We start from the raw sequence: 26553 nt of genomic DNA, 5'->3' as shown, positions 1-26553 counted from the left end.
CTCCTCCTAATCTAGCGCCCGCTGCAATGCATCGGCGAGCGTTTTAACACTGACAACTTCGATATCCGTAATTTCGTCTTGTTTTCTTTCAAGGGCTTTTTGTGGTACAAAAACACGCTTGAATCCCAATTTTTGCGCTTCCAAGATACGGTCAAGCATCCGCGGTACTCGACGAATTTCACCAGTCAACCCAATTTCACCAACAAAGGCGTCTCCCACACGAGTTTCTTTATCACGATAACTTGATGCAATTGCAACAGCTAAGGCCAAATCAATCCCTGGTTCCTCAAGTTTTACGCCTCCAGCCGCACGGACATAGGCATCCTCATTTTGCATCAACAAATTGGCCCGCTTCTCCAACACAGCCATCAAAACTGAAACACGATTGCGATCAATCCCAGAGGCCGTACGTTGTGCATTACCAAAAACCGTCGGTGTCACCAAGGCTTGCACTTCCACCAAGACTGGCCGCGTTCCTTCTAAGGCAACGACAACAGCTGATCCGCTCGCATGCTCTAACCGTTCTTCCAAGAACATTTCTGAAGGATTTTTCACTTCACTCAAACCTTCATGCACCATTTCAAACACACCTAATTCATTAGTTGAACCGAAACGATTTTTAGCCGCTCGCAACAACCGGTAACTACGTTGATTATCACCTTCGAAATACAAAACCGTATCCACCATGTGTTCCAAAATTTTCGGCCCTGCAATCGCCCCTTCTTTGGTCACGTGACCGACAATAAAAATGGTAATGCCATTCGTCTTGGCAATTTGCAAGAGCTCCGCCGTGGTTTCACGAATTTGGGCAACGGACCCAATGGCCGAACTAATATCAGGTTGTTGCATCGTTTGAATCGAGTCAATCACGACGAAATCGGGTTTAGATTCATCAATCGCTTTACGGATAGCTGACATGTCCGTCTCTGGATACAAATAAAATTCTGCATCCCCTTGAACCCCTAGCCGTTCTGCTCGAAGTTTAATCTGCGATGCACTTTCCTCACCTGAAACGTATAGAACACGCTGACCATGGCTTGATAAGTCACCTGAAATTTGAAGCAACAATGTTGACTTTCCAATTCCAGGGTCACCACCAATTAAGACAAGTGACCCCGGCACAATCCCACCACCTAGGACACGATTAAATTCTTCTGATTGTGTTAAGATGCGTGGCGTTTCTTCGATATCGACTTCATCAAGTCGTTCAACTTTTGCCGTTTGTCCTGCTAAGTTAACACGCGACTTACGGTCTGCTTTTTCTGGTTGCTGTACTTCTTCCACCAAGGTTCCCCAAGCACCACATGAAGGACAACGTCCCATGTAGCGTTGCGAAACATTACCACAGTTTGAACACACAAACTGCGTTTTTGCCTTCGCCATCATTACTCCTTACTTGATGCCAGAACTACCAAATCCACCGGTACGATCTGCTTTAGTATCCTGTGCATCATCATCAGTCACTAGGAATGGCATAAAGATTCCTTGCGCAATCCGTTCGCCTTTTTTAATTGTACGGTCAGTAAGCCCCCAGTTAATCATTTGGACGAAAATCTCACCCTCGTTTTGCTCGTTATCGACATAATCAGCGTCAATAATACCGACACCATTAGGCAAGACAAGTCCACGCTTAAGCGGATTTGATGAACGATTTGCAATCATCAAATACTCATTTTCTTCCATGTACACCTTAACCCCCGTTGGTACAAGCAGTGGTTTAACATCGGCCTTGGCCTGCTTCATTTCATCCGTTGTCAATGCTTCACCAATACGGATCTTTTTTAGAACACGTAAAAAAGGGACACGCCAAATTGACGGCAGGGTAAAATCAGTTGCTGCTTGGAAATCATATCCAGCCGCTTGCTGTGTCGCACGCTTAGGCAATTCTAAGCCGGCGTCAGAATATTTTTCAACAATTGCAAATTTTCGAGGCATATCATTTTCTCATTTCATATAAATTCATACATTCTATTATAACCAAAAAAAGTAGATTACTAAAGTCATTCACCCTATTCAGCCTTAACATCATCATACTTCGCATCACGGGTGAATGCTGCCTTAGCATATGCACAAACAGGTTTCAACTTAACATGTTGCAACCGCGCCTCTTCAGCCAATCGGTCCAATAATTGTCCAGCCATCCCCGCTCCTCGTAATTCAGGCGCCACAAAGGTATGATCAACTGTCCACACATCAGGCGTGTTACCTTCAGCATAGGTAATCTCAGCTGTTGTTGCCCCAGTATCATCTTCCAAATAAAAGCGACCTGGTTCATGCAAAAATTTATAAATCATTTATTGCCCCCTTCTTAACGTAAACTACCGACAAAGTCAGGTTCCCATGTTTTTGAAACCGTTTGAATCATGACAATGCCACCCATCAAATCAACCGTAAGATATCGTCCACCGCCTAGGTAAACGCCTGCATTCGAAATCAAATCAGGGGTTCCCCAAAACAATAAATCCCCTGGCATGGCTTCGTTCAATGGCAAATGCTGTACACTTGCCAACTGTTTTTTGACGTCATTGGAAAAACTAACACCATAAATATTATTATATATATATTGAATTAGCCCACCGACGTCAAAACCAGTTTCTGGTCGGTTACCACGTAATTGGTAGGGTTTGCCTAACACGCGCTGAACAACATCCCACAAATTCGCACGCATGCTATCCATAACCATTTGCATCATCGTATTCTGAATCTTTTGGGTACGTGTTCCTGGTGTGAAATATGCTGAGACAATTTCAAAAGCATTTTCACCGTCTGGCGCTTTAAAAACAATCTCACTATCAACTTCATCATAATCATTTGTATGAATCACACGGCCGGGTTCTATCTTATAAGCCATTTTGTCACCTTTTTCTTAATGATACAAAAAACGAGCCCGCATAAACGAGCTCGCTAGCTAACATTTTTTCAAAATTAGTTAATGAATTGAAGGCCAGCAGCTGAAATTGTACGAGTGTGATAAGCCATTCCACCGTAGTTTCCTTCAGAAATTGTAATTGTTCCGTCAGGGTTAACTGCATCGACCATAGCCACGTGACCATAGACAGGATCTGCGCCGCCAACTCCAGCACCGAATACTGCAATTGATCCAACTTGTGGTGTTCCACTTACTGAGAAACCAGCTGCAGCTGCGCTAGCAGCCCAGTTTGTAGCGTTACCCCAGTAGTTACCAGCCCAAGGAGCCGCATTCTTAACGAACCAAGTACATTGACCCGCAGGGTATGTATTAGAGGCGTCTGTAACCGCATGTGACGCTGAAGCAGCAGGTGTTGCAGCTACCTGTTGTGTTGCAGCAGCTGGCTTAGCTGAAACTTGTGGCGCAGCTTGTGTGGTAGCAGGTGCTGATGCATCCTTTGAAAGTTCAAGATTTTGACCAACAAAAATCAAGTCAGGATTTGTCACCTTATTAATTGATGCCAATTCATCAACTGAAACGCCGTTTGCCTTAGCAATTGAATAAAGCGTATCACCTGATTTAACGGTAACTGTGTCAGCTGAGGCAACCGCTGTTGCTCCACCAAATGCGGCAGCCGCTCCAACTGTGGCCAATAATGTATTCTTTACTGTTGTCTTCATAATTCCCCATCCTCCAAAATGCTATCTACTTTTTTAAATTTGTTTTTAATTACTAACTAATACTCGTTGAGTATACTACTACGCTTTTGCATTTTCATTTGCCCGCATTTTCGTTTCAATTACTTTTGTTACATTTAAGTATCGATAAAACCAAAACACAAACGTAATGTCGTTAATAAATTCACAATTATCATTGTACCATACCTTTACTTTTTCTTAAACATTCTGAACAAAATCCACAAAAAAACGACTATCATTTCTGATAGTCGTTTCATTTTTGAAACAGATTATACTTCTGGATCTGCTTCTAATTCATCATTCGCTTCGTAAGCTTGATCCTCAGCTACATCAACAGCTTCAGCTTTCGCATCAACCTTTTCTTCTTTTTCATCAACAACTTCTTGGTCAGGATCAGTTTCAGCAACAATCGCGATTACATCGTGATGTACTTCTGCACGCAAATCCTTCACTTCTGGGTTGTCTAGGTAGAAGTCGGCAATTTGATTTTCAAGTTGATTTTGGATGACACGACGTAGTGGACGTGCTCCCATCTTTGGATCGTATCCTTCATCAACCAACATATCCTTAGCTGCGTCAGTTACATGAACATGCAAGCCCTTTGCAGAAATCGTCTTGTTCATATCATCAAGCATCAAGTTAACAATCTTGTGTAGGTTGTCCTTGCTCAAAGCATCGAATTCAACAATCGCATCAAAACGGTTCAAGAATTCTGGCTTGAAGTAAGGTGCCAAACGATCCATCAAAGGTGTATCTTCTGGTGCATCTTGGCCAGCGTTAGATGTCATGATGACAATTGTATCCTTGAATGAAACAACATGTCCTTGTGCATCTGTCAAACGTCCATCATCAAGAATTTGTAGGAACATATTCATGACATCAGGGTGAGCCTTTTCAACCTCATCCAAAAGCACGATTGAGTATGGGTGACGACGAACAGCTTCAGTCAATTGACCAGACTCTTCGTATCCAACATATCCAGCAGGTGCTCCGATTAACTTAGAAACTGACTGCTTCTCCATGTATTCTGACATATCGAAACGAATCATGTTGTCTTCAGTACCAAACAATTCCTTTGCCAATTGCTTTGCAGTTTCTGTCTTACCAACTCCAGTTGGTCCAACGAACAAGAAGCTACCAATTGGACGACCTGACTTGTTAAAGCCAACACGATTACGACGGATTGATTGTGCAACTTGTTCAGTTGCCTTTTCTTGTCCAATCACGTGGTCTGAAAGGTTCTTATCCAAGTTCTTCAATTGTGTTTGCTCTGATTCAGCCAACTCACCAACTGGAATACCAGTCTTCTCTTCAACAATCTTTTCGATGTCACGTTTTGTAACAGTCTTAGTTGAATCGTCTTGAGGCTTTTGGCTTTCAATTGATTCTAGTTGCAAAGTCAATTGATTGATTTGGTCACGCCAGTAACCAGCCTTCTCGAAATCTTCATCATCAGCTGCTTGCTTCTTGTTTGCTTCAGCTGCATCAATCTTCTTTTGGATTTCCTTTGGATCTCCGACCTTCAATGAAAGATTCTTCTTTGATCCAGCTTCATCCATCAAATCGATGGCCTTGTCAGGCAAGAAACGCTCTTGAATGTAACGGCTTGACAAATCAACAGCAGCTTGGATAGCCCCTTCTGAATACTTTACCTTGTGGTAATCCTCATACTTAGGTTGGATACCCTTCAAGATTTGAACAGCTTCATCAGTTGAAGGTTCATCAACCATAACTGTTTGCAAACGACGAGCAATCGCTCCGTCCTTTTCAATGTCACGGTACTCGTTCAAAGTTGTTGCACCAACTAATTGGAAATCTCCACGAGCCAATGCTGGCTTCAAAATGTTTCCAGCGTCCATTGAACCTTCTCCAGTTCCACCGGCACCCATGATTTCATGAATTTCGTCGATGAATAGGATAACATCCTTACGCTTTGAAACTTCATCCATTAATTGTTGCATACGCTCTTCAAATTCGCCTCGTACACCAGTTCCTTGAACAAGTGAAACAACATCCAAACGAATGACTTCCTTATCTTGCAACTTTGCTGGAACCTTGGCATTAACAATTGCTTGTGCCAATCCTTCAACAACAGCTGTCTTACCAACTCCAGGTTCTCCAATCAAAACTGGGTTGTTCTTTGAACGACGGTTCAAAATTTCAATGACGCGATCGATTTCATCATCACGTCCGATGACTGGATCAAACTTGCCACGACGAGCAAGCTCAGTCATGTTAATACCATATTGATCCAACATTCCTTTTTCTTCTTTTGGTTGTTGTGGTGCGCGTTGTCCACGCATTTGTTGATTTCTCATTTGATCTTGTTGTGACCGACTCATGCGTGATGCATCATTATTCATCATCCGAAAAATATCATCAAAGTCTGAAAATCCAAATGTATCTTGTGCCATAATTACGGCCTCCTAATTTCTGTACAATGTTTTGTATCTGTAGTTAACGTCCGTTAGAAGCGGTTGCCTTAACAACCCGGGCTAACACTTACTTCTTAGCCATTCCTAACTTACAAATACTATATTAGCACTTTATCTAGTAGAGTGCAAGTCTTTTTTGACATTTTCTTCATAAATTTGACATATTTGTCACATTTATGTGGATGCTGCCATTTAACGGCTTTATCAACTTTAAATAGACGCAAAACAGCACTCTTTTTTAAAACTTTTAAACTCGGGTCACTTTTTATAAAGTTTTGTTGTACAATGAAAGCAATGTTTTATAATTGTTAATTTACATATGTAATAGAGGGGAATTTTTCTAACATGACAGAAAAGCAACAATATGGTGCAGATTTACTCGTTAACACTTTAAATAACAACGATATCGATCTCGTCTTTGGTATCCCTGGTGCCAAGATTGATCGTCTTTTTGAACGCCTTGACCACCCAGATGCTGGCGAAACTTCACCAAAGTTAATTGTCACGCGTCACGAGCAAAACGCCATCTTCATGGCACAAGGATTTGCCCGCATCACTGGCAAGCCTGGGGTTGTAATCGCCACTTCAGGACCTGGAGTCGGTAATTTGGCAACTGGATTAATGACCGCCAGCGCCGAAGGTGATCCACTCCTTGCAATTGGTGGACAAGTTCCACGTAAAGACCTTTACCGTTTGACACACCAAAGTACACCAGCCACAGCTATTTTTGCGCCAATCACGAATTACTCAGCTGAAATTCAAGACCCTGAAAACATTTCTGAAATTGTTTCAAACGCGATTGTAGCTGCGAATGGTCCCAAACCTGGTGCCGCCTTTGTTTCACTTCCACAAGACGTCGACGATGCCGTAGTCACAACCCAAGCCGTGCCTGAAGTCCAAGCTCCACGTATGGGGGCTGCCTCAATCGAAGATATTGACTGGTTGGCTACGCAAATCAAAGCCGCAAAGTTGCCTGTCATTTTAGTTGGTCAACGTGGTTCTGATGATGCTTCAACCGCTGCGTTGCACGATCTACTCACCCAAACAACGCTACCTGTTGTAGAAACCTTCCAAGGCGCCGGCGTGATTTCACGCGACTTAGAACCAGCCACCTTCTTCGGTCGCATTGGGTTATTCCGCAATCAAGTTGGAGATCAACTATTAGCCCAATCTGATTTGGTTATTACCGTTGGTTACGATGCCATTGAATATGAGCCTCGTAATTGGAACGCCGAAAAGAATTTGCGAATTGTATCATTGGATACAACTGCAGCCCAAATCGATAATAACTTTGCTCCCGAACGTCAATTAATCGGTGATATTGCTGATACTTTGCACGACTTACAATCGCGCATCGTTGGTTACGAAATGCCAAATGCTTCACTAGAACAACTTGCTGAATTCAAACAAGAATTACGCGAAGCCGATGAAGCAAGCTATACACCAGCTACTGCAAATCTTAACCACCCATTGAATGTCATCAAGTCATTACAAGCACACGTCACTGATGATATGACCGTTTCAACCGATATCGGATCACACTACATTTGGATGGCACGTCACTTCAAATCTTATGTACCACGCCACTTCTTGATTTCAAACGGTATGCAAACGCTCGGAGTTGGATTACCATGGGCCATGGCTGCTGCTATGGTTCGCCCTAACGCCAAGTCTGTTTCTGTTTCAGGAGACGGTGGTTTCTTCTTCTCAGGTCAAGAACTGTCAACTGCCGTTGCCTTAGGTTTGAACACTGTAAGCTTAGTTTGGAACGACAACGCCAACTACGACATGGTTAAGTTCCAAGAAGAAAAGAAGTATGACGGCCAATCCGCTGGGGTTAAGTTTGCCAACATTGATATCGTTAAGTTCGCGGAAGCCAACGGAGCTAAAGGCTTACGCGTCGAAAGCCCTGAGCAATTAGATGCCGTGCTTGACGAAGCCTTTGCAACCGAAGGTCCTGTCGTTGTCGACATCCCCGTGGATTATTCACATAACTATGAATTAGCTGAATTGGTTGAATCTGAAGGATAATGACACACACAAGCTGCCAATGGCAGCTTTTTTTGGAGGAATCGGATATGTCAAAAATTTATCAACATAGTACACTCGCAGCCCTAATGGCTAAGCAAATGCAAGGAACAACAACCATTGGCGAACTTTTGACCCACGGAGATACTGGTATCGGTACCCTCGATGGCGTTGATGGCGAAGTCATCATCCTCAAAGGTGACGTTCATCAAGCCGATGAGTTTGGAAATGTGAACCACATTACAGATATGGACACAAAACTCCCCTTTGCGACCGTTCACTTCGCTTCAAGCGACGCCATCGAATTAGACCTAGCACCTACAGATTTCGCTAGTCTTGCCGACTTACAGCACGGCTATCATTTCACAAACAATTTTGCTGCCTTAGAGTTACACGGTAACTTTAAAGATGTTTTGGTTCGAGCAGCACCTAAGTCTACGGCACCATATCCAAGCCTATTGGAAGTTGCCCAAAAGCAACCAACATTTACCGCCGAAAATATCAGTGGTACGATTGTCGGCTATTTCGCCCCAGAATTGTATCAGGGTACCGTTGCTGCAGGTTGGCATCTCCACTTCCTAAGTGATGACCACACATTTGGTGGCCATTTACTTGAAACCCATACCGAACAACTACAAGGTACGCTAGAACTCATGAGCGACTTCCAACTACATCTGCCCATTGAAAATGAGGCTTTTCGTGATCATACACCAATGGCCGATGGTTTAAAGGAAGGCATTCAAGCTGCCGAAGGTGGCCATTAGGATAAATAAAAAAGCTGAACACAACATTGTGTTCAGCCTTTTTATTTTTAGTCAGCTAATTTAGCAAAACCACCTTCAGCAACTTCTTTCAAAGTCTTAGCTGATGCATGGAATCGTTCTAATTCACCGTCAGTTAATTTTGTTTCGATAACACTTTCAACACCGTTAGCACCAATAATCGCTGGTGTACCAATGTAGATATCATTCAACCCGTATTGACCGTCCAAATATGCGCCAACAGGCAAAACCGCACGTTCGTCGCGGAAGATAGCACGGGTAATCCGTGCCAATGACGTACCAATTCCATAGAATGTGGCACCCTTACGGTTAATAATTTCATATGCTTTGTGGGCCGTATCATAAAGAATTTGTTCTAGATCGTCTTCAGTGAGTCCCTTTTCAGCAGCCCAATCCATCAAAGGACGACCACCAATGGTTGCTTCAGCGAAGTTAGCAAATTCTGAATCCCCGTGTTCTGCCAAGATATAAGCATCAACACTTTCTGGGGCAACACCAAATTCCTTACCCAAGTTAACACGTAAACGTGCAGTATCCAAAGAAGTTCCTGAACCAAACACACGATTAGTTGGCAAACCTGAGAAGCGTTGCGCAGCCATCGTTAGAATATCAACAGGGTTAGCAGCGACCAAAATAATACCATCAAAACCAGATGCCATTAGGGGCTTGATAATTGATTGCATAATCTTCAAGTTCTTATCAACCAAGTCCAAGCGCGTCTCACCAGGCTTTTGTGGTGCTCCGGCAGTGATGACCGCTAGTTCAGCATCCTTGGCGTCCTCATAGTCTCCTGAGCGAACGTTCTTGTTGTAAGTCCAAGCAGTCGCATCTTCTAAATCCAATGCATCCCCGACTGTTTGTTCTTTAGCAACGTCAACGATAACTAGTTCTTCTGCAATACCTTGTTGAACCATTGCAAAAGCGTAAGATGATCCGACAGCGCCGTCCCCAATTAGGACAACCTTTTGATGATGTTGTGGCATGTTAAAACCCTCCCATTAATATTATAGTTTACATTTCTATTGTACCATTTTTCACAAGGGATTCATAGCCAACGATTAAAAGGCACAAAAAAAGAGCAATTCACGAATGAATTACTCTAAATAGCTGGGCATGCTGGATTCGAACCAGCGAATAATGATACCAGAAACCATTGCCTTACCGCTTGGCTAATGCCCAAAAATCAACTTTTTTATTATACAACACTCATTTTATCTTGACAAGTCGTTTTTCCCACGCGAACGTGCCTTTGTCTTTGAAACAACTTTATCATCGAACGTTCGAATAAATTCTAAGATATTTCGCGCTGTCGTTTGACCAAATACCTCAACCCAACCTTGGAACCTGGTTTCCACGCGACGCGTAACCACTTTTTCAACTTCAATGCCCTCTTCCGTTAAATGCAAAAGCATCCGTCGCCGATCGTTTTCATCAGGCTCTTGATAGACATAGTCTCGTTTTAACAACATTTTAATTTGTCGCGAAACGGCAGCTCTGGTCACACTTCGATTATCCACAATGTCACTTAAAGTTAACCCGTCTTTTTGTGCAATATTATGAAGAATCAAGTATTGCTCAAAAGATAGCTCATACTCATCAGCCGGTTCCGAAATCACCTCATCCAAGTATTTTAACGTCGATAAATAAGCATCAATATATTCGTTCAATAAATCCATCATACACTCCCCAAAAGTTAATCCATAAAAAAAGAACGCCCCTGCGTCCTTTCTTACCAAATTAACGTACAATCATCACTGTTACATCAGCATGATTTGCTACATAATTTGATTGCGATCCGAAATACGCACGCACACCAGGCTTAGAATGTGCCCCCATGACGACTAAGTCTGCATGTGCCTCACTAATAATATGTTTAACTAATTGTTCACCCGGTTCACCAACAGCATAGATTGGTTGCACATCTTCCACACCCGCATCCAAAGCTTGCTTTTGGAACCCCTTTAGATTTTCTTCCACTTTTGATTCAGCGGCTTGAATTTTGTCTTTGTCTAATGCATCAAATGTATTGAGTTCACTTGGTTCAAAAAACGACACAATCGTTAACTTGGCACCATCTTCTTCAGCTTGATGAATCGCATTCACCAACGCCAACTGCCCTAACTCAGAGTCATCAACCGCAACTAATACATTTTTAAAACGCTTTGGTTCAACCATCGTAAATTCTCCTCTTGTGACGATTATTTTTTTGTTACAACTAAATTATCTCCCTTTTCACCAGATTTGTAAATAAAACGACTGAAAATCAATGAAATTCGGCAAAAACTTGACAAAAGGTTGAAAATCAGGTAATTTAGAACAGTTGAAAATAATATCGATTATAAATAACACTGCCTTCTTTTAAACACGGCGGTGTAAGGAGGATTTATATATGGCAGTTCCTGCACGTAAGACATCAAAGATGAAGAAGCGCATGCGTCGTGGCGGACGTGGTGGTATTAAGACACCAGCAATCCACTTGGACGAAAACGGCGTTTACGTACGTAACCATCACGTTTCAGCTGATGGTTCATACAAGGGTAAGCAAGTTATCTCAAAGTAATTAACTTTAAAAAGCACATCGGATACGCTCCGATGTGCTTTTTTTCGTATTCATTAATTCTCTGCCCAGATATCCAGTGTCGCACACGCTAAAACATTACCTTCAAGCGCACGGAGCTGCTCATTTAGATAGTAACCTGGCACAAGTGATAACGGTTCAGGCATCGCATAAACAGCCAAGCGGTATGCATGCGGTTGATCTGGCGGCATTGGTCCAGTGTAACGAGAAGTTAGCATTTCATCCGTTTCTCCGACAAATTTCGAAGCTTGGCTGTTCTTACCTTGAACGCCAACTGTAGCCTTACGTGAAAAGTCAGCGGGAATCAGCATCGTTGTATCCGTAACTGGTACATCAATCATCGTCCAATGGATCCACGCAAATCCGACAACCGGAATTGCATCATCATCAATCAACGTCCATGCTAAATAATTAGCGGATTTTGGAATATCTGAAACCTCAAAAGGAAACGATATGACCGGCGTCCCATTTTTCTTCGCATTTTCTGGAGCAGCTTTTGCATATTGATCCGGCATGTAGCCCGCTAGTGTTAAATCAGTTTTAATTTGCATGGTTTAATCCTCCTAAGTTGTCTCACATTATACACGGATACAGAAAAAAGGTCACAGCGATGCTGTGACCTTTTCGTTTACATTTCTTGTTTTAAATCTTTAGCTGAGTACATGTGTGCAATCTTCGTGAAGACATAGTTAACTACAAAACCAGCTACAATCGGTACCACGAACCACGTAATCAATCCTGGCACAACTGCCACAGCATTTGACATAAACGTCTTATCTGCGCCGTGTACCACCATCGATTGAATAGGTGAAACCATTCCAATCCAACCGAAACCGGCTGAAGTTGGTGTTCCTTGAACATTAAACATCACAACCGGAAGGGCACTAATCGCTGCGGTTGTGATAAAGGCCAAAAACATACGTGGCTTCTTGAAGATGCTTGGCATCATTCCCTTCATTGCTCCCAAGAAAATGGCTGCTGAAGTTCCTTTACTGTTCACTTGAAGTGAATTGATCAGCAACACAACTGTCGTTGAAACAACACCAATTCCAGCTGCTCCAGCTCCAAGTCCAGACAATGAGATAGCAAGCGCAATTCCAACTGTCGAAATCGGTGTCACAATGATACATGAGAAGGCCATTGCAATCAAAATGGCCATTGGTAATGGTTGAAGTTCGGTAAACATCTCCACGAACTCACCGATGGCCGCCGTAACAGAACCAACGTAAGGGGCAATAAAGTTACCTAACATGGCAACCCCACCACCAATTAATAGTGGACTTAAAATAATTGCAACTGCTCCAAAACCATTTAGATACCGCGAAACTAACCAAATTGTGATAACACCGATTCCAGAGACAATCATGGCATTAATCACATCACCCGCACCAGAAGCAATAAATAATGTTCCTGGTTGCGTTTGCGTAAGGTGGGTCACTGGGTTAACGAACCCTGATGGTGCTGTCCCCCACTTAAATGACCCTGTTGAAGCCCCTACCGCAATTGCCATTACCCCAACATCCAATGGACGCATATTGAATTGCAAAGCCGTGAGCACCCCAATAATGATTGGTAAGAAGGAACAGAAGAGAACCAAGATTGCATTCAAATCCATTGCCCAAGCTTGACCACTATTTACAAATGGTAACAGCATATATTTAACAATGGCTGATGGACAGACCGCAATGATAATTCCTTGCGCTGAGCCATTTAGCACTTTGAAAAAGAAGTCCTTAAAAGTTAACTTATAAGAGCCATCAAAGGTTTGACTAGTCATTTGTTTACTCCAATTTTTTTATTTATATACAATGTACGCAACAATTCAATATATTACACAACAGTAATGTATTTTACCATATTCAGCGATGAATACAAGTGCAACATTTCACATAATACTTAGAATTAAGCGTTTCATAAAAAAAGATCGTGAATGCTGAGCATCCACGATCTTTTTTTAATTACATATCTTGCTTGAAATCTTCTGGAGAGTACAAGTGCAAAACCTTTGAGAAAAGGTAATCCATTACAAATCCAGCAACGATTGGTACGATGAACCAAGTCACAATACCAGGCACAACGCTAACCACGTGGTTGATGAAGACCTTATCAGGACCATCAGCCAACATTGATTGAATAGGTGAAACCATTCCAATCCAACCGAATCCGGCTGAAGTTGGTGTTCCTTGAACATTAAACAAAGCAACTGGCAACGCACTTACAGCGGCAGTAGCCAAGAATGAAAGGAACATAATTGGCTTCTTGAATACGGAAGGCATCATTCCCTTCATGGCACCCAAGAAGATGGCAACTGTTGTTCCAGGCTTGTTAACCTTCAATGAGTTAATCAACAAAACAACAGTTGTTGCGACAACACCAACACCGGCAGCACCGGCACCAACACCTGACAATGTAATTGCCAACGCAATACCAACAGTTGATACTGGCGTAACAATCAAGCAGGCGAAGGCCATTGCAATCAAAATAGCCATTGGAAGTGGTTGAAGTGAAGTAAACAATTCAACCCCGTTACCGATAGCAGTTGTAATTGCACCAACATATGGTGCAATCCAGTGACCAACCATCGCAACACCACCACCAATTAGAAGTGGGCTCAAAATAATGGCAACAGCTCCGAACCCATTAAGATACTTGGCAACTAACCAGATAACAACAACACCGATTGCCGCAACAATCATAGCATTAATCACATCTCCGGCACCTTGAGCAATATAAACTGTTCCAGGAACAACTGACTTAACGCCAGTAACCGGGTTCACAAACCCAGCTGGAGCAGTCGCCCACTTGATTGAACCTGATGCAGCACCAGTCGCAATGGCCATAACACCAACATCAAGTGGCTTCATCTTGAATTGCAAAGCAATTGCAACACCAATCAAGATTGGAATAAATGAGCTAAACAATACCAAAATAGCATTGAAGTCCATGGCCCAAGCTTGACCACTCTTGATGAATGGCAATAGCACATACTTAAGTACGGCTGATGGCAAAACACCAATCAAGATACCCTGTGCTGACCCATTCAGCACCTTAAAGAAGAAATCTTTAGCGGTAAACTTATAGCTACCGTCAAAAACTTGATTATTCATATTTTTTCCCTACTCTCAAATAAATATTAGTATTCAACCGCAATGGCTGGTGTTTCACCCTTAATGAAGGCCAATGATGCATCCATTGATTGTGTAACCATCTCGTAAACAGCCTTAGTTGTGTAGAAGGCAGTGTGAGGTGTTACCAATACGTTTTCACGATCAATCAAGTCAGCAATCTTTGGATCAGGGAATTCCTTACCAGACCAGTCTTCGTTGAACAAACCAACTTCATCTTCGTAAACGTCCATTGCGAAGTCAGAAATCTTACCTGAGTTCAAACCGTCGATAACGGCGTCGATATCCATCAAGTTTCCACGAGCAACGTTAACCAAAACAACGCCGTCCTTCATCTTTGAAATGGCATCGGCATCAATCATGTGGTGGTTTTCAGCAACACCAGGAACATACAATGAGATGGCATCTGCTTGTGCATAAAGCTCATCCAAAGTATCAACGTACAATCCTTGAGCCTTGATGTCATCGTTTTGGAACTTATCGTAAGCGATAACCTTTGCGCCGAATCCTTGCAAAATCTTGATAGCAACACGACCAATGTGACCAGTACCAATAATTCCGACAGTTTGCATACGCATTTCACGACCAATTGTTGGTGCCCAACGCAAGTCATGGTTAGCAATCTTCTTATCCAATGCCTTAGCGCGACGTAGCAAACGTGAAAGTTGAATCATTGAGTGTTCAGCAATCGCATTTGGTGAGTAAACTGGCACATTTGAAATGCTAAAATCAAATTCACGCGCAGCTGGCAAATCGATGTTATCGATACCAACGTTACGCAATGACATCTTGTTGATACCCAACTCATGCAATGCTGACAAAGTTTCACGAGTGTAGTCTAATTGTTGGTAAACATTGACTGCATCTGCACCCTTAGCCAAAGCAGCTGTTTCAGGTGTAAGTAATTGATCTGTAAACTCTACATCGACTTCAGGGTTGTTACCTTCCCATTCCTTCAATGCTGGTTGTTCATCTTCACGAATTCCGTAAGCAAAAATCTTCATTATATTTTCCTCCATAATACCCATTCAAGATAGATACATAAGTTTTTTGACCATCGTTAATTATACGCGTCCACTTGTGAAGTAGTCAACAATTAAAACGTTTTCCGATTAGTTGTAATCGTTTTCATACTCACAAACTTTATTATATCACACTTATTTTACGTGCTTTATAAAAGATGAGCTTCCTTTAACATTGTGAATTCAATAGCGTTACTGTACATCCTTATTTTGAACGCATTGATATGCCCGTCCATACAAAAAAGACCTTTTGCTTAAGCAAAAGGTCTTTTCTAATGTGAAGAAAATCTTTTTAATTACTTCTCTTCTTCACGCTTGCGGCGCTTACCTAAGCCAAACAATGTTAATAGTCCTAACATCGTTCCACCTAACACGCCCAAGTTAGACTGTGCATTTACAGCAGTATCTGGCAATTGTGCCTGCTGTCCGGTCATGACTTGTCCGGCATTTGATTGCGTTGCTTCATCAACAATGTTTTGAATCTCCATCATTGATGATGCATCATCAATTCTTTTCTTAAAGTCTTGCTTTTGATTTGGCGTCAAGTTTGGTAATTGCTCAATTTGTTGCTTACCGTTATTCTTGGCATCCTGCAAATTTTGTGCATTCTTCGCCTTGGCATCAGCAACGATTCGATTAATCTCATCGATTGTTTGCCCATTATCAACACGGCGCTTGAAATCATCTTTCTCACGATCGTTTAAGTTTGGTAACTGATCGATGACATGCTTGCCGTTATCCTTAGCATCTTGCAAATTCTTAGCATCTTGCTGCTTAGCTTCATTAACAATTTGATTAATTGCATCGGTAGTCTTAGCATCATCAATCCGCTTGTTAAAGTCTTGCTTTTCTTTGTCGCTCAAGTTTGGCAACTTATTCACCGCATCCTTGGCAGCATCTTTGGCATCTTGCAAGTTTCTTGAATCATTTAGAGCATTTGCATCCTTGACAACTTGATCAATAGCGTCAGTAGTCTTAGCATCATCAATCCGCTTGTTAAAGTCTTGCTTTTCTTTGTCGCTCAAGTTTGGCAATTTATTCACTGCATCCTTGGCGGCATCTTTAACAATTTGTTGCACTTGATCAACCGTTTGACCAGCATCAATTTGTTTGTTCAAAGCATCCGTAGCTTGATCATCTAGGTTTGGCCACTTGCTAATAACATCCTTAGCTTTGTCCTTAGCGTCTTGCAAGTTTTGTCCATCTTGATGCTTGGCATCATTTACAACTTGATCGACACCGTCAATTGACTGGGCATCATCAATCTGCTTGTTAAAGTCTTGCTTTTCCTTGTCGCTCAAGTTTGGCAATTTATTCACCGCATCCTTGGCGGCATCTTTAACAATTTGTTGCACTTGATCAACCGTTTGACCAGCATCAATTTGTTTGTTAAGGGCGTCCTTATCTTGGTCATTCAAGTTTGGCAACTTATTAATGACATCTTTACCCGCATCCTTAGCGTCTTGCAAGTTTTGTCCATCTTGATGCTTGGCATCATTTACAACTTGATCGACAACGTCAATTGACTGGGCATCATCAATCTGCTTGTTAAAGTCTTGCTTTTCCTTGTCGCTCAAGTTTGGCAATTTATTCACCGCATCCTTGGCGGCATCTTTAACAATTTGTTGCACTTGATCAACCGTTTGACCAGCATCAATTTGTTTGTTAAGGGCGTCCTTATCTTGGTCATTCAAGTTTGGCAACTTATTAATGACATCTTTACCCGCACCCTTAGCATCTTGCAAGTTCTGGGCATCTTTATGTTTAGCATCCGTCACGATTTGATCAATCTTATCATTGGTCTTGGCGTCGTCAATTTGCTTATTAAAGTCTTGCTTTTCCTTGTCGCTTAGATTTGGTAACTTGTTCACCGCATCCTTGGCGGCATCCTTACGATCTTGGAAAATTTGATCAATCACACTTTGTGATGATGATGCACTCATAGATACTGACGTCATCTTTGAAATAGACAAACTACTTGATCCTGATGCACTAACAGACTTTGACGTTACCATTGAAATTGAAGCAACCTTAGACGTTGAAGCACTATCTGACTGAGACGTCTGCTTTGACAGTGATAGACTCTTCGAACTTGAGGCACTCGTTGAGTATGATTTCACCGTTGAAAGAGAGCCAGCTTCAGAAACAGAGGCACTTGCAGACTTCGATGCATCAACAACTTGTGAGCGACTGGTTGAGGTTGAACGACTCATTGACTGAGAGGTTGCAATTGAAACAGAACCACTCTTTGAGCTTGATCCACTTTGTGACTTTGAAGTCTCGAGTGAAGTCGAATCGCTCAATGAAGCTGAAGCACTCGTTGATGTTGAAACAACTGCCGAGACTGAGTAACTATCAGAAATCGATGCACTCATTGAGTCTGACGTTACGACAGAGATTGACCGACTCTTTGAAAGCGAATCACTCGTTGACATTGAAGCAACAACTGACAACGATTTGCTGCTTGAAGTTGAAGCGCTACTTGATTCAGAATCTGCACGAGACAAAGACTTTTCAGCTGAGGTTGAAGCGCTCACTGAGCCATCGACCGACGCCTCATTTGATTGACTCGTTGAACCTGAAACACTCTGAGAAAGAGAAACTTGCTTTGAAACCGAGGCAGACTTTGAGAGAAGCGCACTCTCTGAATCAGCAATCGCATTTGATTGTGAAGCTGATTTAGAAACAGACGCACTCGTTGAACCTGACACGGCAATTGATTGTGAAGCACTCTTTGAAAGTGAGTCACTCCCCACCTTTGATGCCTCAAGTGAAGCTGAGCCCGACTTTGATGTTGACGCACTCTTTGAGTTTTCAACATCAACAGAATCAGATGTACTCTTTGAAATTGAGTGACGCAATGACTCTGAAGTTTCAATTGATTTTGAGGCACTCTTTGAAGCCAAGTCACTTGCCGAAATTGAATCTAACGTTGAAGTCGAGTCATTCACGGAAGCTGACACGCTTGTTGAGATCGACACGACACGTGATTGTGACTTTTGCGTTGAGTCATCAACACTGATTGAACTTGACGTACTTACTGACTCAGACGTTTGCTTTGAGACTGATGTTTGAACCGACGTAGATTCAAGAATTGACTTAGACAAACTTGTTGATTCAGAAGCACTAACCGATTCAGACTCAGTTTCAATCTTTGACGTATTCGTTGAATCAACGATTGTTGTTGAAATTGATTCATGATCTAAGATTGATTGACTCGTTGACTTCGACGCACTGATTGAGTGCGATTCAATAAGTGATTGCGACTCGCTCGTTGACTTTGAGATACTGTGAATCTTTGAATCAACAATTGCATCTGAAGCACTCTTTGACTGTGAACCACTTAGCGATGTCGACACACTTGCCACGTCTGACACACTCTTAGAAGTTGAATCACTTAACGACGTTGATGTGACGTTTGAAAGTGAAAGGCTCTTCGAGGTTGAATCACTCAACGAGGTTGAGGTACTAATTGAAACAGCCGCACTTTTTGATGTCATCTCACTCTCAATGTGCGAAGCACTTGCAGAAACCGATTGACTAAGCGACTCAGACGTTTGCTTTGAAACAGAGTCACTAGCCGAAGTTGACGCACTCTGACTTATTGAATCTTGCTTACTACGTGATTCAGACGCACTCTTTGAAGCCGAGATGCTCTTAGAGCTTGAGACTGATGCTTGTTCTGACACAGAAACACTTACTGCATCTGAACCACTCTTTGAAACTGAATCACTTAGCGATACTGATTGACTCTTTGACGCAGAACCGCTCTTTGAGGTTGAAACACTTGTGGACGTCACCAGACTCTTTGAGACAGAGTTGCTTAATGAAGTTGAATCACTCAGTGAGGCGGCATCACTCGTAGAAATGGATGCACTTACTGAAATCGATTGACTCTTAACAACTGACTCACTTAATGAAACTGATCCACTCAACGAAGCTGATTCACTCAATGAGGCAGACTGTTTCTTTGAAGCAGATGTGCTAATTGAAGCCGCGTCACTTGCTGAGGCTGATTGACTCTTTGAGGTCGAAACACTCGTTGAAGTCGCAATACTCTGTGACGTTGACTGACTCACTGAGGTCGAGGTAGAACCTTGTAATGATGCCGAAGCACTCAAGGAACCTGAAACACTTGTTGACGTTGATTGACTCAATGAAAGTGAATGGCTCAATGAACTTGAAGTGCTAATCGACTCAGATGTCACAAGCGAAACTGAATCACTAACGGATGCTGACAAACTACTTGCTTCAGAAGCCTGAATTGAATCAGCCTTACTTTGTGACGCTGACTTGCTTGCAATCAATGATGTTTCGACTGACGTTGAAGTACTTACTGATCCTGAAATGCTCTCTGACAATGAGATACTTTGTGAATCCGAATCACTCGTTGACGCTGATACACTTGATGAACCAGAAACACTGACAGATTCAGATGCACTCACACTCGTTGCTGTTGAAACACGCAATGATTCTGAAGCACTCTTTGATGCTGATTGACTTTGTGAGTCAGACAAACTGATTGATGCCGCATCACTAGCTGAAGCTGATTCGCTATTTGAAAGCGAGATACTGTGTGAATCTGAATCACTGGTTGATGCTGACACACTCGCTGAAGTTGATTGGCTACTTGAGTCGGAATCACTCTTAGAAACAGAGACGCTCGTTGACGTTGACGTACTTGTCGAAACCGATCCACTAACTGAAGTTGACGTACTCTCAGAGAGTGAGGCACTCTTTGATGTCGAATCACTCAACGATGTTGAGGTACTTGTTGATCCTGAACGACTAACTGAGCCAGATGTGCTGGTTGACGTCGATAAGCTGGTCGAAAGCGAAGCACTCGTTGAAACAGAGGCACTGGTGACCTTTGAAACACTGACTGATTGCGACTGGCGAATTGATTCAGACAAACTAACCGAGCTAATCAAACTAGCCGATTCAGATTGACTTGTTGAAGTCGACACACTAACAGCAGTTGATACACTCATCGAGATTGAGGCTTGCTTTGACAATGAGGCATTTTCCTCATTTGAAGCACTCGTAGAATCTGACTGACTCGTTGAAGTGGATGTGCTGATTGATTCAGACAAACTCTTCGAAGCTGACAAACTCTTCTCCAGTGAAGCACTTGTTGACGCCGATACGCTGACTGAATCAGACCCACTTTGTGATTGTGATGCACTTACAGATTCAGAGTGACTCTTTGATGTCGATAGACTCTCAGAAAGTGAAACACTCGTTGATTCTGACAAACTCTTTTCAGCCGATGTACTTTCTGAAATAGATGCACTATCAGATTGAGAGATACTCAATGAAGTTGAACCACTCACTGAAACTGATGTACTTTCAGAATTCGACACACTGATTGAATCCTCTAAACTTTGCTCAGTTGACAAACTTGTTGATTGTGAATCACTAACAGATGTTGAGCCACTCACTGAACCTGAAATACTTTCGGAATTAGAGATACTGATTGAAGTAGATACACTAACTGATGTTGAACCACTATCTGACTCAGAAGTACTTAGTGACTTTGAAGCACTCAATGATTCAGACAAACTAATTGAACTTGAATCGCTCAAAGAAATCGAAGTACTTGCTGAAGTTGATGCGCTTTCTGATTCAGAAACCTGCTTTGAAATGGAATCACTATCAGAAGTTGATGCACTGGTTGAGCTAGACAAACTATCAGACAATGAAGCTGATGTTGAGTCACTTGCTAATGAGTTGACCAAACTATTGGACGTACTCATTGACTTATCAATTGAGACAGACGTTGAATCTGAGGCCTCTTGTGATGCAGACTCAAGAGACTGCGCAACACTAGTTGACTTCGAAATTGAGCCTGACTCCGAAACAGACGTTGCATCAACCAATGATTGTGACACAACCTTTGAAGCCGCCTCTTCAGCACTTGATGTTGAAATTGAACCACTTTGTGAAGTCACCTTAGAAAGACTGGCAGACGTTGACAAAGATGCACTATCTACATCGCTATCTGAATTCGTGTTCGAAGTTGATTCACGGGCCGACACACTATCAGAGGCCGAGGCTGACGCTGAGTTAATTGAACGACTAAGTGAATCCGCTTGGCTCTTTGAGACAACTTCGCTAAGCTGATCAGAAGTTGAGGCCGAAGCAGATGCAACACTGTCTTCATCTTGCTTAACTCGTGATTCTGAGGCTGATTGAGAAGCTGATTGAGAAGTTTGCGTAGAAGCGGATGCTGACTCAGATGCATCAGAAATACTTTGTTGACGTGACTCGCTTTGGCTGACAGAACCATCCATTGAATCCTTCTTCGAAAGAGCTGCACTCTCTGATTCATTTGTTGCTGAAGGTCGGTTTGATACTGAAACAGATTCTGAAGCTGAAACAGAAGCATTTGATGCACTCACTGAAACAGATTTTGAAGCCGAAGCCTTATTCGAAGCATCCACTGCAGCTGAAGCAGAAGTTGAAGCATTAGAGTGCGATGTATTATCGCTTTCGAGATGGCTCGCCGAAGTAGAAATTGATGCTTCCTTTGAATCAGCAGCAGAAGTTGAAGCATCTGCGGCACTATCTACCAACGATTGTGAATGTGAAATAGATGCGTTAATCGAATCTGACTCGGAAGTTAGTTCCATTAATGACGCAGACACACTTGCTGAAGTACTCATTGATTTTTCGTTCAATGAATCAACAATCGATTGTGATGTCGACATTGATCCACTAGTTGACGTTGAACGAGAGTCGTCTTCTGAATCAAGGATTGATTGTGAGGTCACAATTGATTCATTCAATGAGTTCGACTTATCAGCTGATGCATTTTCAGAAACGCCGATTGAAGCCGATGCTGACTTTGAAAGTGAAATCAATTCTGAGTTCAACTCTTCAGAAGCTGACTTTGAGGCGACAACTGAATTTGACTGTTGTTCAGACAAAGACTCATTCATTGAGTCAATCGTTGAATCATCTTTAATTGAAGCAGAAATAGAGGCTTCAATTGAGGCCACAATTGATTCACTAGCTGACTTTGATTTCACGGCATCATCATCTGCAGCTGATTTTGAAGCTGAAACACTGTCAGAATCAGACGTTGAGGCGGAGGCACTTTGTGAATCCAAGTTAGCACTGCGTGAAATGCTTGTACTTGTTGAGGCAATTTCACTGATATTAGCAGAAAGCGAAGCTGAAGCACTCTTTGATGCTTCAACAGCACTTTCATTTTGTGAGATGGACTTTGAAATACTTGTCAAAGCAGAAGCACTGGTTGATGCCGCTGCACTCAAAGATTCACTGGCCACACTCTCGTAAACTGATTGCGAAGCACTATTTGACGCACGCTGTGAAAGTTGATTTGACTTTGAAGCGGATACACTCAATGAAGCGTCGTTTGGTGTCTTCGAAGCAGATTGTGAAGCACGTTGTGACTGATCAATCGACTTTGAAGCACTAATTGAAGCATCGGACGTACTCAACTCATTTGCCATACTCTTTGATTGACGAGCACTTTCAGAATCAGAGGCAGAGGCAGACACACTTTCAGAAATATGACTAAGACTCTTTGATTCTAAGTTTGACTTAGAAGCACTGGTTGAAACAGAATCAATCACTGACGCTTTGGCACTATTTGATTCATTTGAAATACTATCCTCACGTGAATGACGTGCACTCACTGAAGCATTCTGTGAATCAACCTTTGATTGACTCGCACTAACTGATTGATCTGTTGTTGATAAGGTATTCGAGCGTGAGTCGGCAAGTGAATCAGCCACCTGACTTGATGACGCACTTTGTGAGTCAATCAATGACTGTGACTTACTTTGCGAAGCAACCTTTGATTGACTAGCTTGAGTTGAGGCATCCAAATCAGAATTCGATTCGGCAAGCGACTTTGAAGTTGATGCTGATTCAGAATCAGCCTTTGAGTTTGACGCACTTTCGGAAGCCATTGACGCACTCTCGCTCTTTGAAAGAGCTTCATAGTGTGGCAAATACTTTTCAATAATCGAACTAGAGGTTGATGTTGAATCTTCTTCTGAATTTACCGTCAAACTTGAACTCGTTGAAGCTGAAGTCGAACGGCTACCTGAGAATAGCCCATCAATAGAATCATAGTAAGAATCCATTGTTGATTGACTACGCTTTGAATCAGATTCCGAGAAAGCTGGCCATTCAGAAACCGACTTTGAAGTGGAAGCAGCAATTGATTGACTCACAAAAATTGAACCAGACTTAGAAGCACTTTGGTCGATGAAAATCCAACCAACATTGCTACGGATACTACCACTGATTGAAGCATCAATATCTGCCAATGATGTTGAACGTGAACGTGAATCAGCTCGACTCGCCAAAAAGTTACTCAAACTAATGGCACTAGCCCGATCATCAATCGTTGATTGAATCACCGACTTTGAGGATGAAGTTGATACACTCACTGAATCATACAATGACTGACTTGATGAATTATCCAATGATGTATTTAAAGAAACATTCGCTGATTGACTTGCGCCCTTTGAAGCAGAAAAGATTGATTGACTCTCATATGCTGAATCATAATACGAATCTTCACTAGCCTCTTCATCAGCGACTGACTTTGAAAAACTATTTGCCAGCGATGTTTGTTCATATGTTTCAGAGTCAGCAACTTGCTTTGAGTATGAAGCAGAAAGCGAAGCTGAATTTGCTTGAGAAATACTTGCAGAGGCTTGCTTTGAATTGATTTCATCAATTGGTTGCACTGACGCTGAGGCTGAGGCTGAAATTGAAGCTGAGCCAGACATTGATGCAGTCAAGGATGCTGACATCACTGAATCAACCCTCCAACCAGTTATAATATTACCCGTTACTGAACGAGAAGCATTCGCACTAGCCGTTGAATTAGCCTTAGACAAAGAAGTTGACACACTTTGTGATGCTGAAATACTATCTGAAATTGCTTTTGAGGCACTCTTTGAAGCAGATGTACTGTTAGCAACAGACGTTTGGCTATTAGCCTTACTAATAGATGCATTTGATTTCACAGCATTAGAGGCAGCACTCACAATTGATTTGCTAGTTGACGTTGAGGCAACAGTCTCTGAGCGACTAGCACTTTTTGAAGCTGTATCGTATGCCGTACTTGCTGAAGTACTTTCAGATTTATTTTTAGAATCCTGAATTGACGCACTCTTGGATACACTTGGCCAAAGATTATGAGCATCTTCTTGCCAGCTCGAGACACTAATTGAGAATGAACTAGAAGTTGAAGCCGAATCAAGTAAACTTGTTGAAATTGAGGCATCCAAAGAATCTTGTGTTGCTGAAAAGCTATCCAATGAGTCTTGTCCATAAGATTCACTGTTCTTAGCCATGCTATAGCTAGCTTCCATGCTGTTTGAAATTGAAGCATCTTGAGAATCTAACAAACTGGCTGATGCAGAAGTTGACATTGACTCAAAGTCAGTGACAACTTGCGCACCTTGAACGTCAGAATATTCATAGTTATTCCCTGTTCCAAGGGTAGCTTCATATGCACCCACGATTCCTTGCACAATACCACCAGCAACCGGTCCCATGTTTTTGGTAACCGCATCCGCAACTGATTGTAAGAGACCTGATGTATTAACACCGGCTTGGAAATAGACTGTGTCCCCATCTGAGAAACCTGCGTCAGTTGGATTAAATGGCACACTAATCACCGCTTCACTATCAGTCGATTGCATAGCTTGACGTGAGCCTGGGACTTCAGTCCAAGCCCCAGCGCCACGGTTAGCAGTTGGATCCCAATAGTAAAGCACTCCATCCATCTTTCCAAAGGCGCTCAAAAATCCTTTACTCAAAGTAACTTTAATCGTTCCAGTTTCACCATCGTAAATCACTTTGTTGGATGCCAAAATATCACTGATATCAGTAGAAAGACCCATTGATGCTAATCCACCGCTAAAGCCAGCGAGTTTCAAAGCTCGATCAACGGCATTCAAAAAAGCATTTGCTTGTCCGCCTTCAATACCACTTTCAACGTCGGCTTGGTGTCCAGGTACCTTTGTACTTGGCTTAGGTGACGATGTAGCGGCAAGCATACGTACACGTGGTGCCGCTTTCTTCAAGCTTGCCTTGGAACTTGAAATAGAGGCTGATGTTTTTAAGCTTTGTGATGCACTTTTAGACGTCACCAAAGAACCATCTTTAACGGCATTCGCCATTGAGGTTGAAACTGAGGCACTATCCAATGTTGATTGACGGATTGAGGCACTCATTGAGGCTGATACGGTTGCATCATCTTGAATTGCTGAAGCACTCGTAGAACCACTGTCACTATCGGTTTCGCTAGCTTGTACCACATGGTCGTTTTCAGATTGACTGACGTTTGGTTGTTCTGTCACCGAGACGGATTTTTGGACATGACTATCATCCGTTTGATCTGAAACACTATTAGATTGTGTACTTTCATGATCACTTTCCACCGTTACGGAAGACATTGATGCACTTTCAACAGATTGTGTTGAAACCATTGAACGATTGTCTGTATCAGCTTGTGTCACTTGTTCTGAAAGCGTAGCTTCAGAAACTGAAACACTAAATGACTCACTTTTTGAAGTTGAGACACTTAATGATTGTGATGCACTCGTCGCGTCATCGTTTACAGCTGGAATAGTAGCTGTGTCCGCATTCACAAGGAGCGCCTTATCATCCGTTTCAATTGTTTTCGCATTTGTTGTATCAGCAAAGGCACCTGTTCCACCTAAGAAATAGCCACCAACAACCCCGCTCAACGTGGCTGTTCCCGATACAAGCCATTGTTTTCCTGATTTAAACATACGGAAACGAACTTTTTTATTATTCTCAAAAATCTCCGCACGTCGATTTTGATTAAATCTACTCATATTTATTATCTCCTAACTTACCAAGGTTCCCCAACTGTTTTGCAAACCAATCCCCTCATAACGCCTATTTTTATGAGCATTTTTATTGGTCATTCACATTTTACCGAGTATAAGCCTAATTTTT

17 protein-coding genes and 1 tRNA gene are annotated in these 26553 nt (G+C 42.3%); 3 read left to right on the top strand and 15 right to left on the bottom strand.

Features of this window, described 5'->3' with window-relative positions; translation table 11 throughout:
- Positions 1-6: 6 nt before the first annotated feature.
- The 6 genes from radA to IE337_RS01430 form a co-directional block, all read right to left on the bottom strand.
- Positions 7-1383 (bottom strand): DNA repair protein RadA, encoded by a 1377-nt coding sequence (gene radA, locus IE337_RS01455; protein ID WP_191136858.1) that lies wholly within the window; start codon positions 1381-1383, stop codon positions 7-9.
- 9 nt (positions 1384-1392) lie between these two features.
- The gene (locus IE337_RS01450; protein WP_191136524.1) at positions 1393-1935 is read right to left on the bottom strand and encodes a dCTP deaminase/dUTPase family protein; all 543 of its coding nucleotides are present in this window, start codon (positions 1933-1935) and stop codon (positions 1393-1395) included.
- 74 nt (positions 1936-2009) lie between these two features.
- Entirely contained in the window at positions 2010-2294 is a 285-nt protein-coding gene (locus IE337_RS01445; RefSeq protein ID WP_191136523.1) for a GNAT family N-acetyltransferase, read from the bottom strand.
- Between the two features lie 14 nt (positions 2295-2308).
- Positions 2309-2851, bottom strand: a complete 543-nt coding sequence (locus IE337_RS01440) for a C40 family peptidase (RefSeq protein ID WP_191136522.1) — start codon at positions 2849-2851, stop codon at positions 2309-2311.
- A gap of 74 nt (positions 2852-2925) precedes the next feature.
- On the bottom strand, positions 2926-3588 hold the full coding sequence (locus IE337_RS07905) for a COG3942 and LysM peptidoglycan-binding domain-containing protein (RefSeq protein ID WP_191136521.1): 663 nt from the start codon (positions 3586-3588) through the stop codon (positions 2926-2928).
- Between the two features lie 287 nt (positions 3589-3875).
- Complete coding sequence (locus IE337_RS01430) at positions 3876-6020, bottom strand: ATP-dependent Clp protease ATP-binding subunit (RefSeq protein ID WP_191136520.1); 2145 nt, start codon at positions 6018-6020, stop codon at positions 3876-3878.
- 366 nt (positions 6021-6386) lie between these two features.
- Here IE337_RS01430 and alsS point away from each other — a divergent pair, with 366 nt between their 5' ends.
- Both alsS and budA read left to right on the top strand, forming a co-directional pair.
- On the top strand, positions 6387-8072 hold the full coding sequence (gene alsS, locus IE337_RS01425) for an acetolactate synthase AlsS (protein ID WP_191136519.1): 1686 nt from the start codon (positions 6387-6389) through the stop codon (positions 8070-8072).
- Positions 8073-8119: 47 nt separating this feature from the next.
- Positions 8120-8833, top strand: coding sequence for an acetolactate decarboxylase (gene budA, locus IE337_RS01420; protein WP_191136518.1), 714 nt, complete (start codon positions 8120-8122; stop codon positions 8831-8833).
- 47 nt (positions 8834-8880) lie between these two features.
- Here budA and IE337_RS01415 read toward each other — a convergent pair whose 3' ends face one another.
- From IE337_RS01415 to IE337_RS01400, 4 genes are all read right to left on the bottom strand, one after another.
- On the bottom strand, positions 8881-9834 hold the full coding sequence (locus tag IE337_RS01415; RefSeq protein ID WP_191136517.1) for an L-lactate dehydrogenase: 954 nt from the start codon (positions 9832-9834) through the stop codon (positions 8881-8883).
- 124 nt (positions 9835-9958) lie between these two features.
- Positions 9959-10030, bottom strand: a tRNA-Gln gene (locus tag IE337_RS01410).
- A gap of 32 nt (positions 10031-10062) precedes the next feature.
- Positions 10063-10527: a MarR family transcriptional regulator gene (locus IE337_RS01405; protein WP_191136857.1), complete on the bottom strand. Its 465-nt coding sequence runs from the start codon at positions 10525-10527 to the stop codon at positions 10063-10065.
- Positions 10528-10588: 61 nt separating this feature from the next.
- The gene (locus IE337_RS01400) at positions 10589-11026 is read right to left on the bottom strand and encodes a universal stress protein (RefSeq protein WP_191136516.1); all 438 of its coding nucleotides are present in this window, start codon (positions 11024-11026) and stop codon (positions 10589-10591) included.
- 214 nt (positions 11027-11240) lie between these two features.
- Here IE337_RS01400 and rpmF point away from each other — a divergent pair, with 214 nt between their 5' ends.
- Complete coding sequence (rpmF, locus tag IE337_RS01395; RefSeq protein WP_057745386.1) at positions 11241-11411, top strand: 50S ribosomal protein L32; 171 nt, start codon at positions 11241-11243, stop codon at positions 11409-11411.
- A gap of 53 nt (positions 11412-11464) precedes the next feature.
- On the opposite strand, the gene IE337_RS01390 is transcribed toward rpmF, so the two are convergent.
- From IE337_RS01390 to IE337_RS01370, 5 genes are all read right to left on the bottom strand, one after another.
- On the bottom strand, positions 11465-11980 hold the full coding sequence (locus tag IE337_RS01390) for a YbhB/YbcL family Raf kinase inhibitor-like protein (protein ID WP_191136515.1): 516 nt from the start codon (positions 11978-11980) through the stop codon (positions 11465-11467).
- 77 nt (positions 11981-12057) lie between these two features.
- Positions 12058-13206 (bottom strand): PTS sugar transporter subunit IIC, encoded by a 1149-nt coding sequence (locus tag IE337_RS01385; protein WP_057745381.1) that lies wholly within the window; start codon positions 13204-13206, stop codon positions 12058-12060.
- 181 nt (positions 13207-13387) lie between these two features.
- Positions 13388-14536, bottom strand: a complete 1149-nt coding sequence (locus IE337_RS01380; protein ID WP_191136514.1) for a PTS sugar transporter subunit IIC — start codon at positions 14534-14536, stop codon at positions 13388-13390.
- 26 nt (positions 14537-14562) lie between these two features.
- Entirely contained in the window at positions 14563-15558 is a 996-nt protein-coding gene (locus IE337_RS01375; RefSeq protein WP_057745376.1) for a D-2-hydroxyacid dehydrogenase, read from the bottom strand.
- 314 nt (positions 15559-15872) lie between these two features.
- Positions 15873-26429: a KxYKxGKxW signal peptide domain-containing protein gene (locus IE337_RS01370; RefSeq protein ID WP_191136513.1), complete on the bottom strand. Its 10557-nt coding sequence runs from the start codon at positions 26427-26429 to the stop codon at positions 15873-15875.
- Positions 26430-26553 lie beyond the last annotated feature (124 nt).

It is taken from the genome of Weissella viridescens, from assembly GCF_014789145.1.
Taxonomy (GTDB): Bacteria; Bacillota; Bacilli; order Lactobacillales; family Lactobacillaceae; genus Weissella; species Weissella viridescens.
The sequence above is the reverse complement of the archived record's forward strand: the minus strand, read 5'-3'. Positions and strand labels throughout refer to the sequence as shown.

Excerpts from the sequence above, each read along its gene's own strand:
- IE337_RS01385 (WP_057745381.1), bottom strand. The coding sequence starts at position 13,206 with ATGACTAGTCAAACCTTTGATGGCTCTTATAAGTTAACTTTTAAGGAC.
- radA (WP_191136858.1), bottom strand. The coding sequence starts at position 1,383 with ATGGCGAAGGCAAAAACGCAGTTTGTGTGTTCAAACTGTGGTAATGTT.
- IE337_RS01370 (WP_191136513.1), bottom strand. The coding sequence starts at position 26,429 with ATGAGTAGATTTAATCAAAATCGACGTGCGGAGATTTTTGAGAATAAT.
- IE337_RS01440 (WP_191136522.1), bottom strand. The coding sequence starts at position 2,851 with ATGGCTTATAAGATAGAACCCGGCCGTGTGATTCATACAAATGATTAT.
- IE337_RS01375 (WP_057745376.1), bottom strand. The coding sequence starts at position 15,558 with ATGAAGATTTTTGCTTACGGAATTCGTGAAGATGAACAACCAGCATTG.
- IE337_RS01430 (WP_191136520.1), bottom strand. The coding sequence starts at position 6,020 with ATGGCACAAGATACATTTGGATTTTCAGACTTTGATGATATTTTTCGG.
- IE337_RS01415 (WP_191136517.1), bottom strand. The coding sequence starts at position 9,834 with ATGCCACAACATCATCAAAAGGTTGTCCTAATTGGGGACGGCGCTGTC.
- IE337_RS01400 (WP_191136516.1), bottom strand. The coding sequence starts at position 11,026 with ATGGTTGAACCAAAGCGTTTTAAAAATGTATTAGTTGCGGTTGATGAC.
- alsS (WP_191136519.1), top strand. The coding sequence starts at position 6,387 with ATGACAGAAAAGCAACAATATGGTGCAGATTTACTCGTTAACACTTTA.
- IE337_RS01380 (WP_191136514.1), bottom strand. The coding sequence starts at position 14,536 with ATGAATAATCAAGTTTTTGACGGTAGCTATAAGTTTACCGCTAAAGAT.
- IE337_RS01390 (WP_191136515.1), bottom strand. The coding sequence starts at position 11,980 with ATGCAAATTAAAACTGATTTAACACTAGCGGGCTACATGCCGGATCAA.
- IE337_RS07905 (WP_191136521.1), bottom strand. The coding sequence starts at position 3,588 with ATGAAGACAACAGTAAAGAATACATTATTGGCCACAGTTGGAGCGGCT.
- IE337_RS01450 (WP_191136524.1), bottom strand. The coding sequence starts at position 1,935 with ATGCCTCGAAAATTTGCAATTGTTGAAAAATATTCTGACGCCGGCTTA.
- IE337_RS01405 (WP_191136857.1), bottom strand. The coding sequence starts at position 10,527 with ATGGATTTATTGAACGAATATATTGATGCTTATTTATCGACGTTAAAA.
- budA (WP_191136518.1), top strand. The coding sequence starts at position 8,120 with ATGTCAAAAATTTATCAACATAGTACACTCGCAGCCCTAATGGCTAAG.
- rpmF (WP_057745386.1), top strand. The coding sequence starts at position 11,241 with ATGGCAGTTCCTGCACGTAAGACATCAAAGATGAAGAAGCGCATGCGT.
- IE337_RS01445 (WP_191136523.1), bottom strand. The coding sequence starts at position 2,294 with ATGATTTATAAATTTTTGCATGAACCAGGTCGCTTTTATTTGGAAGAT.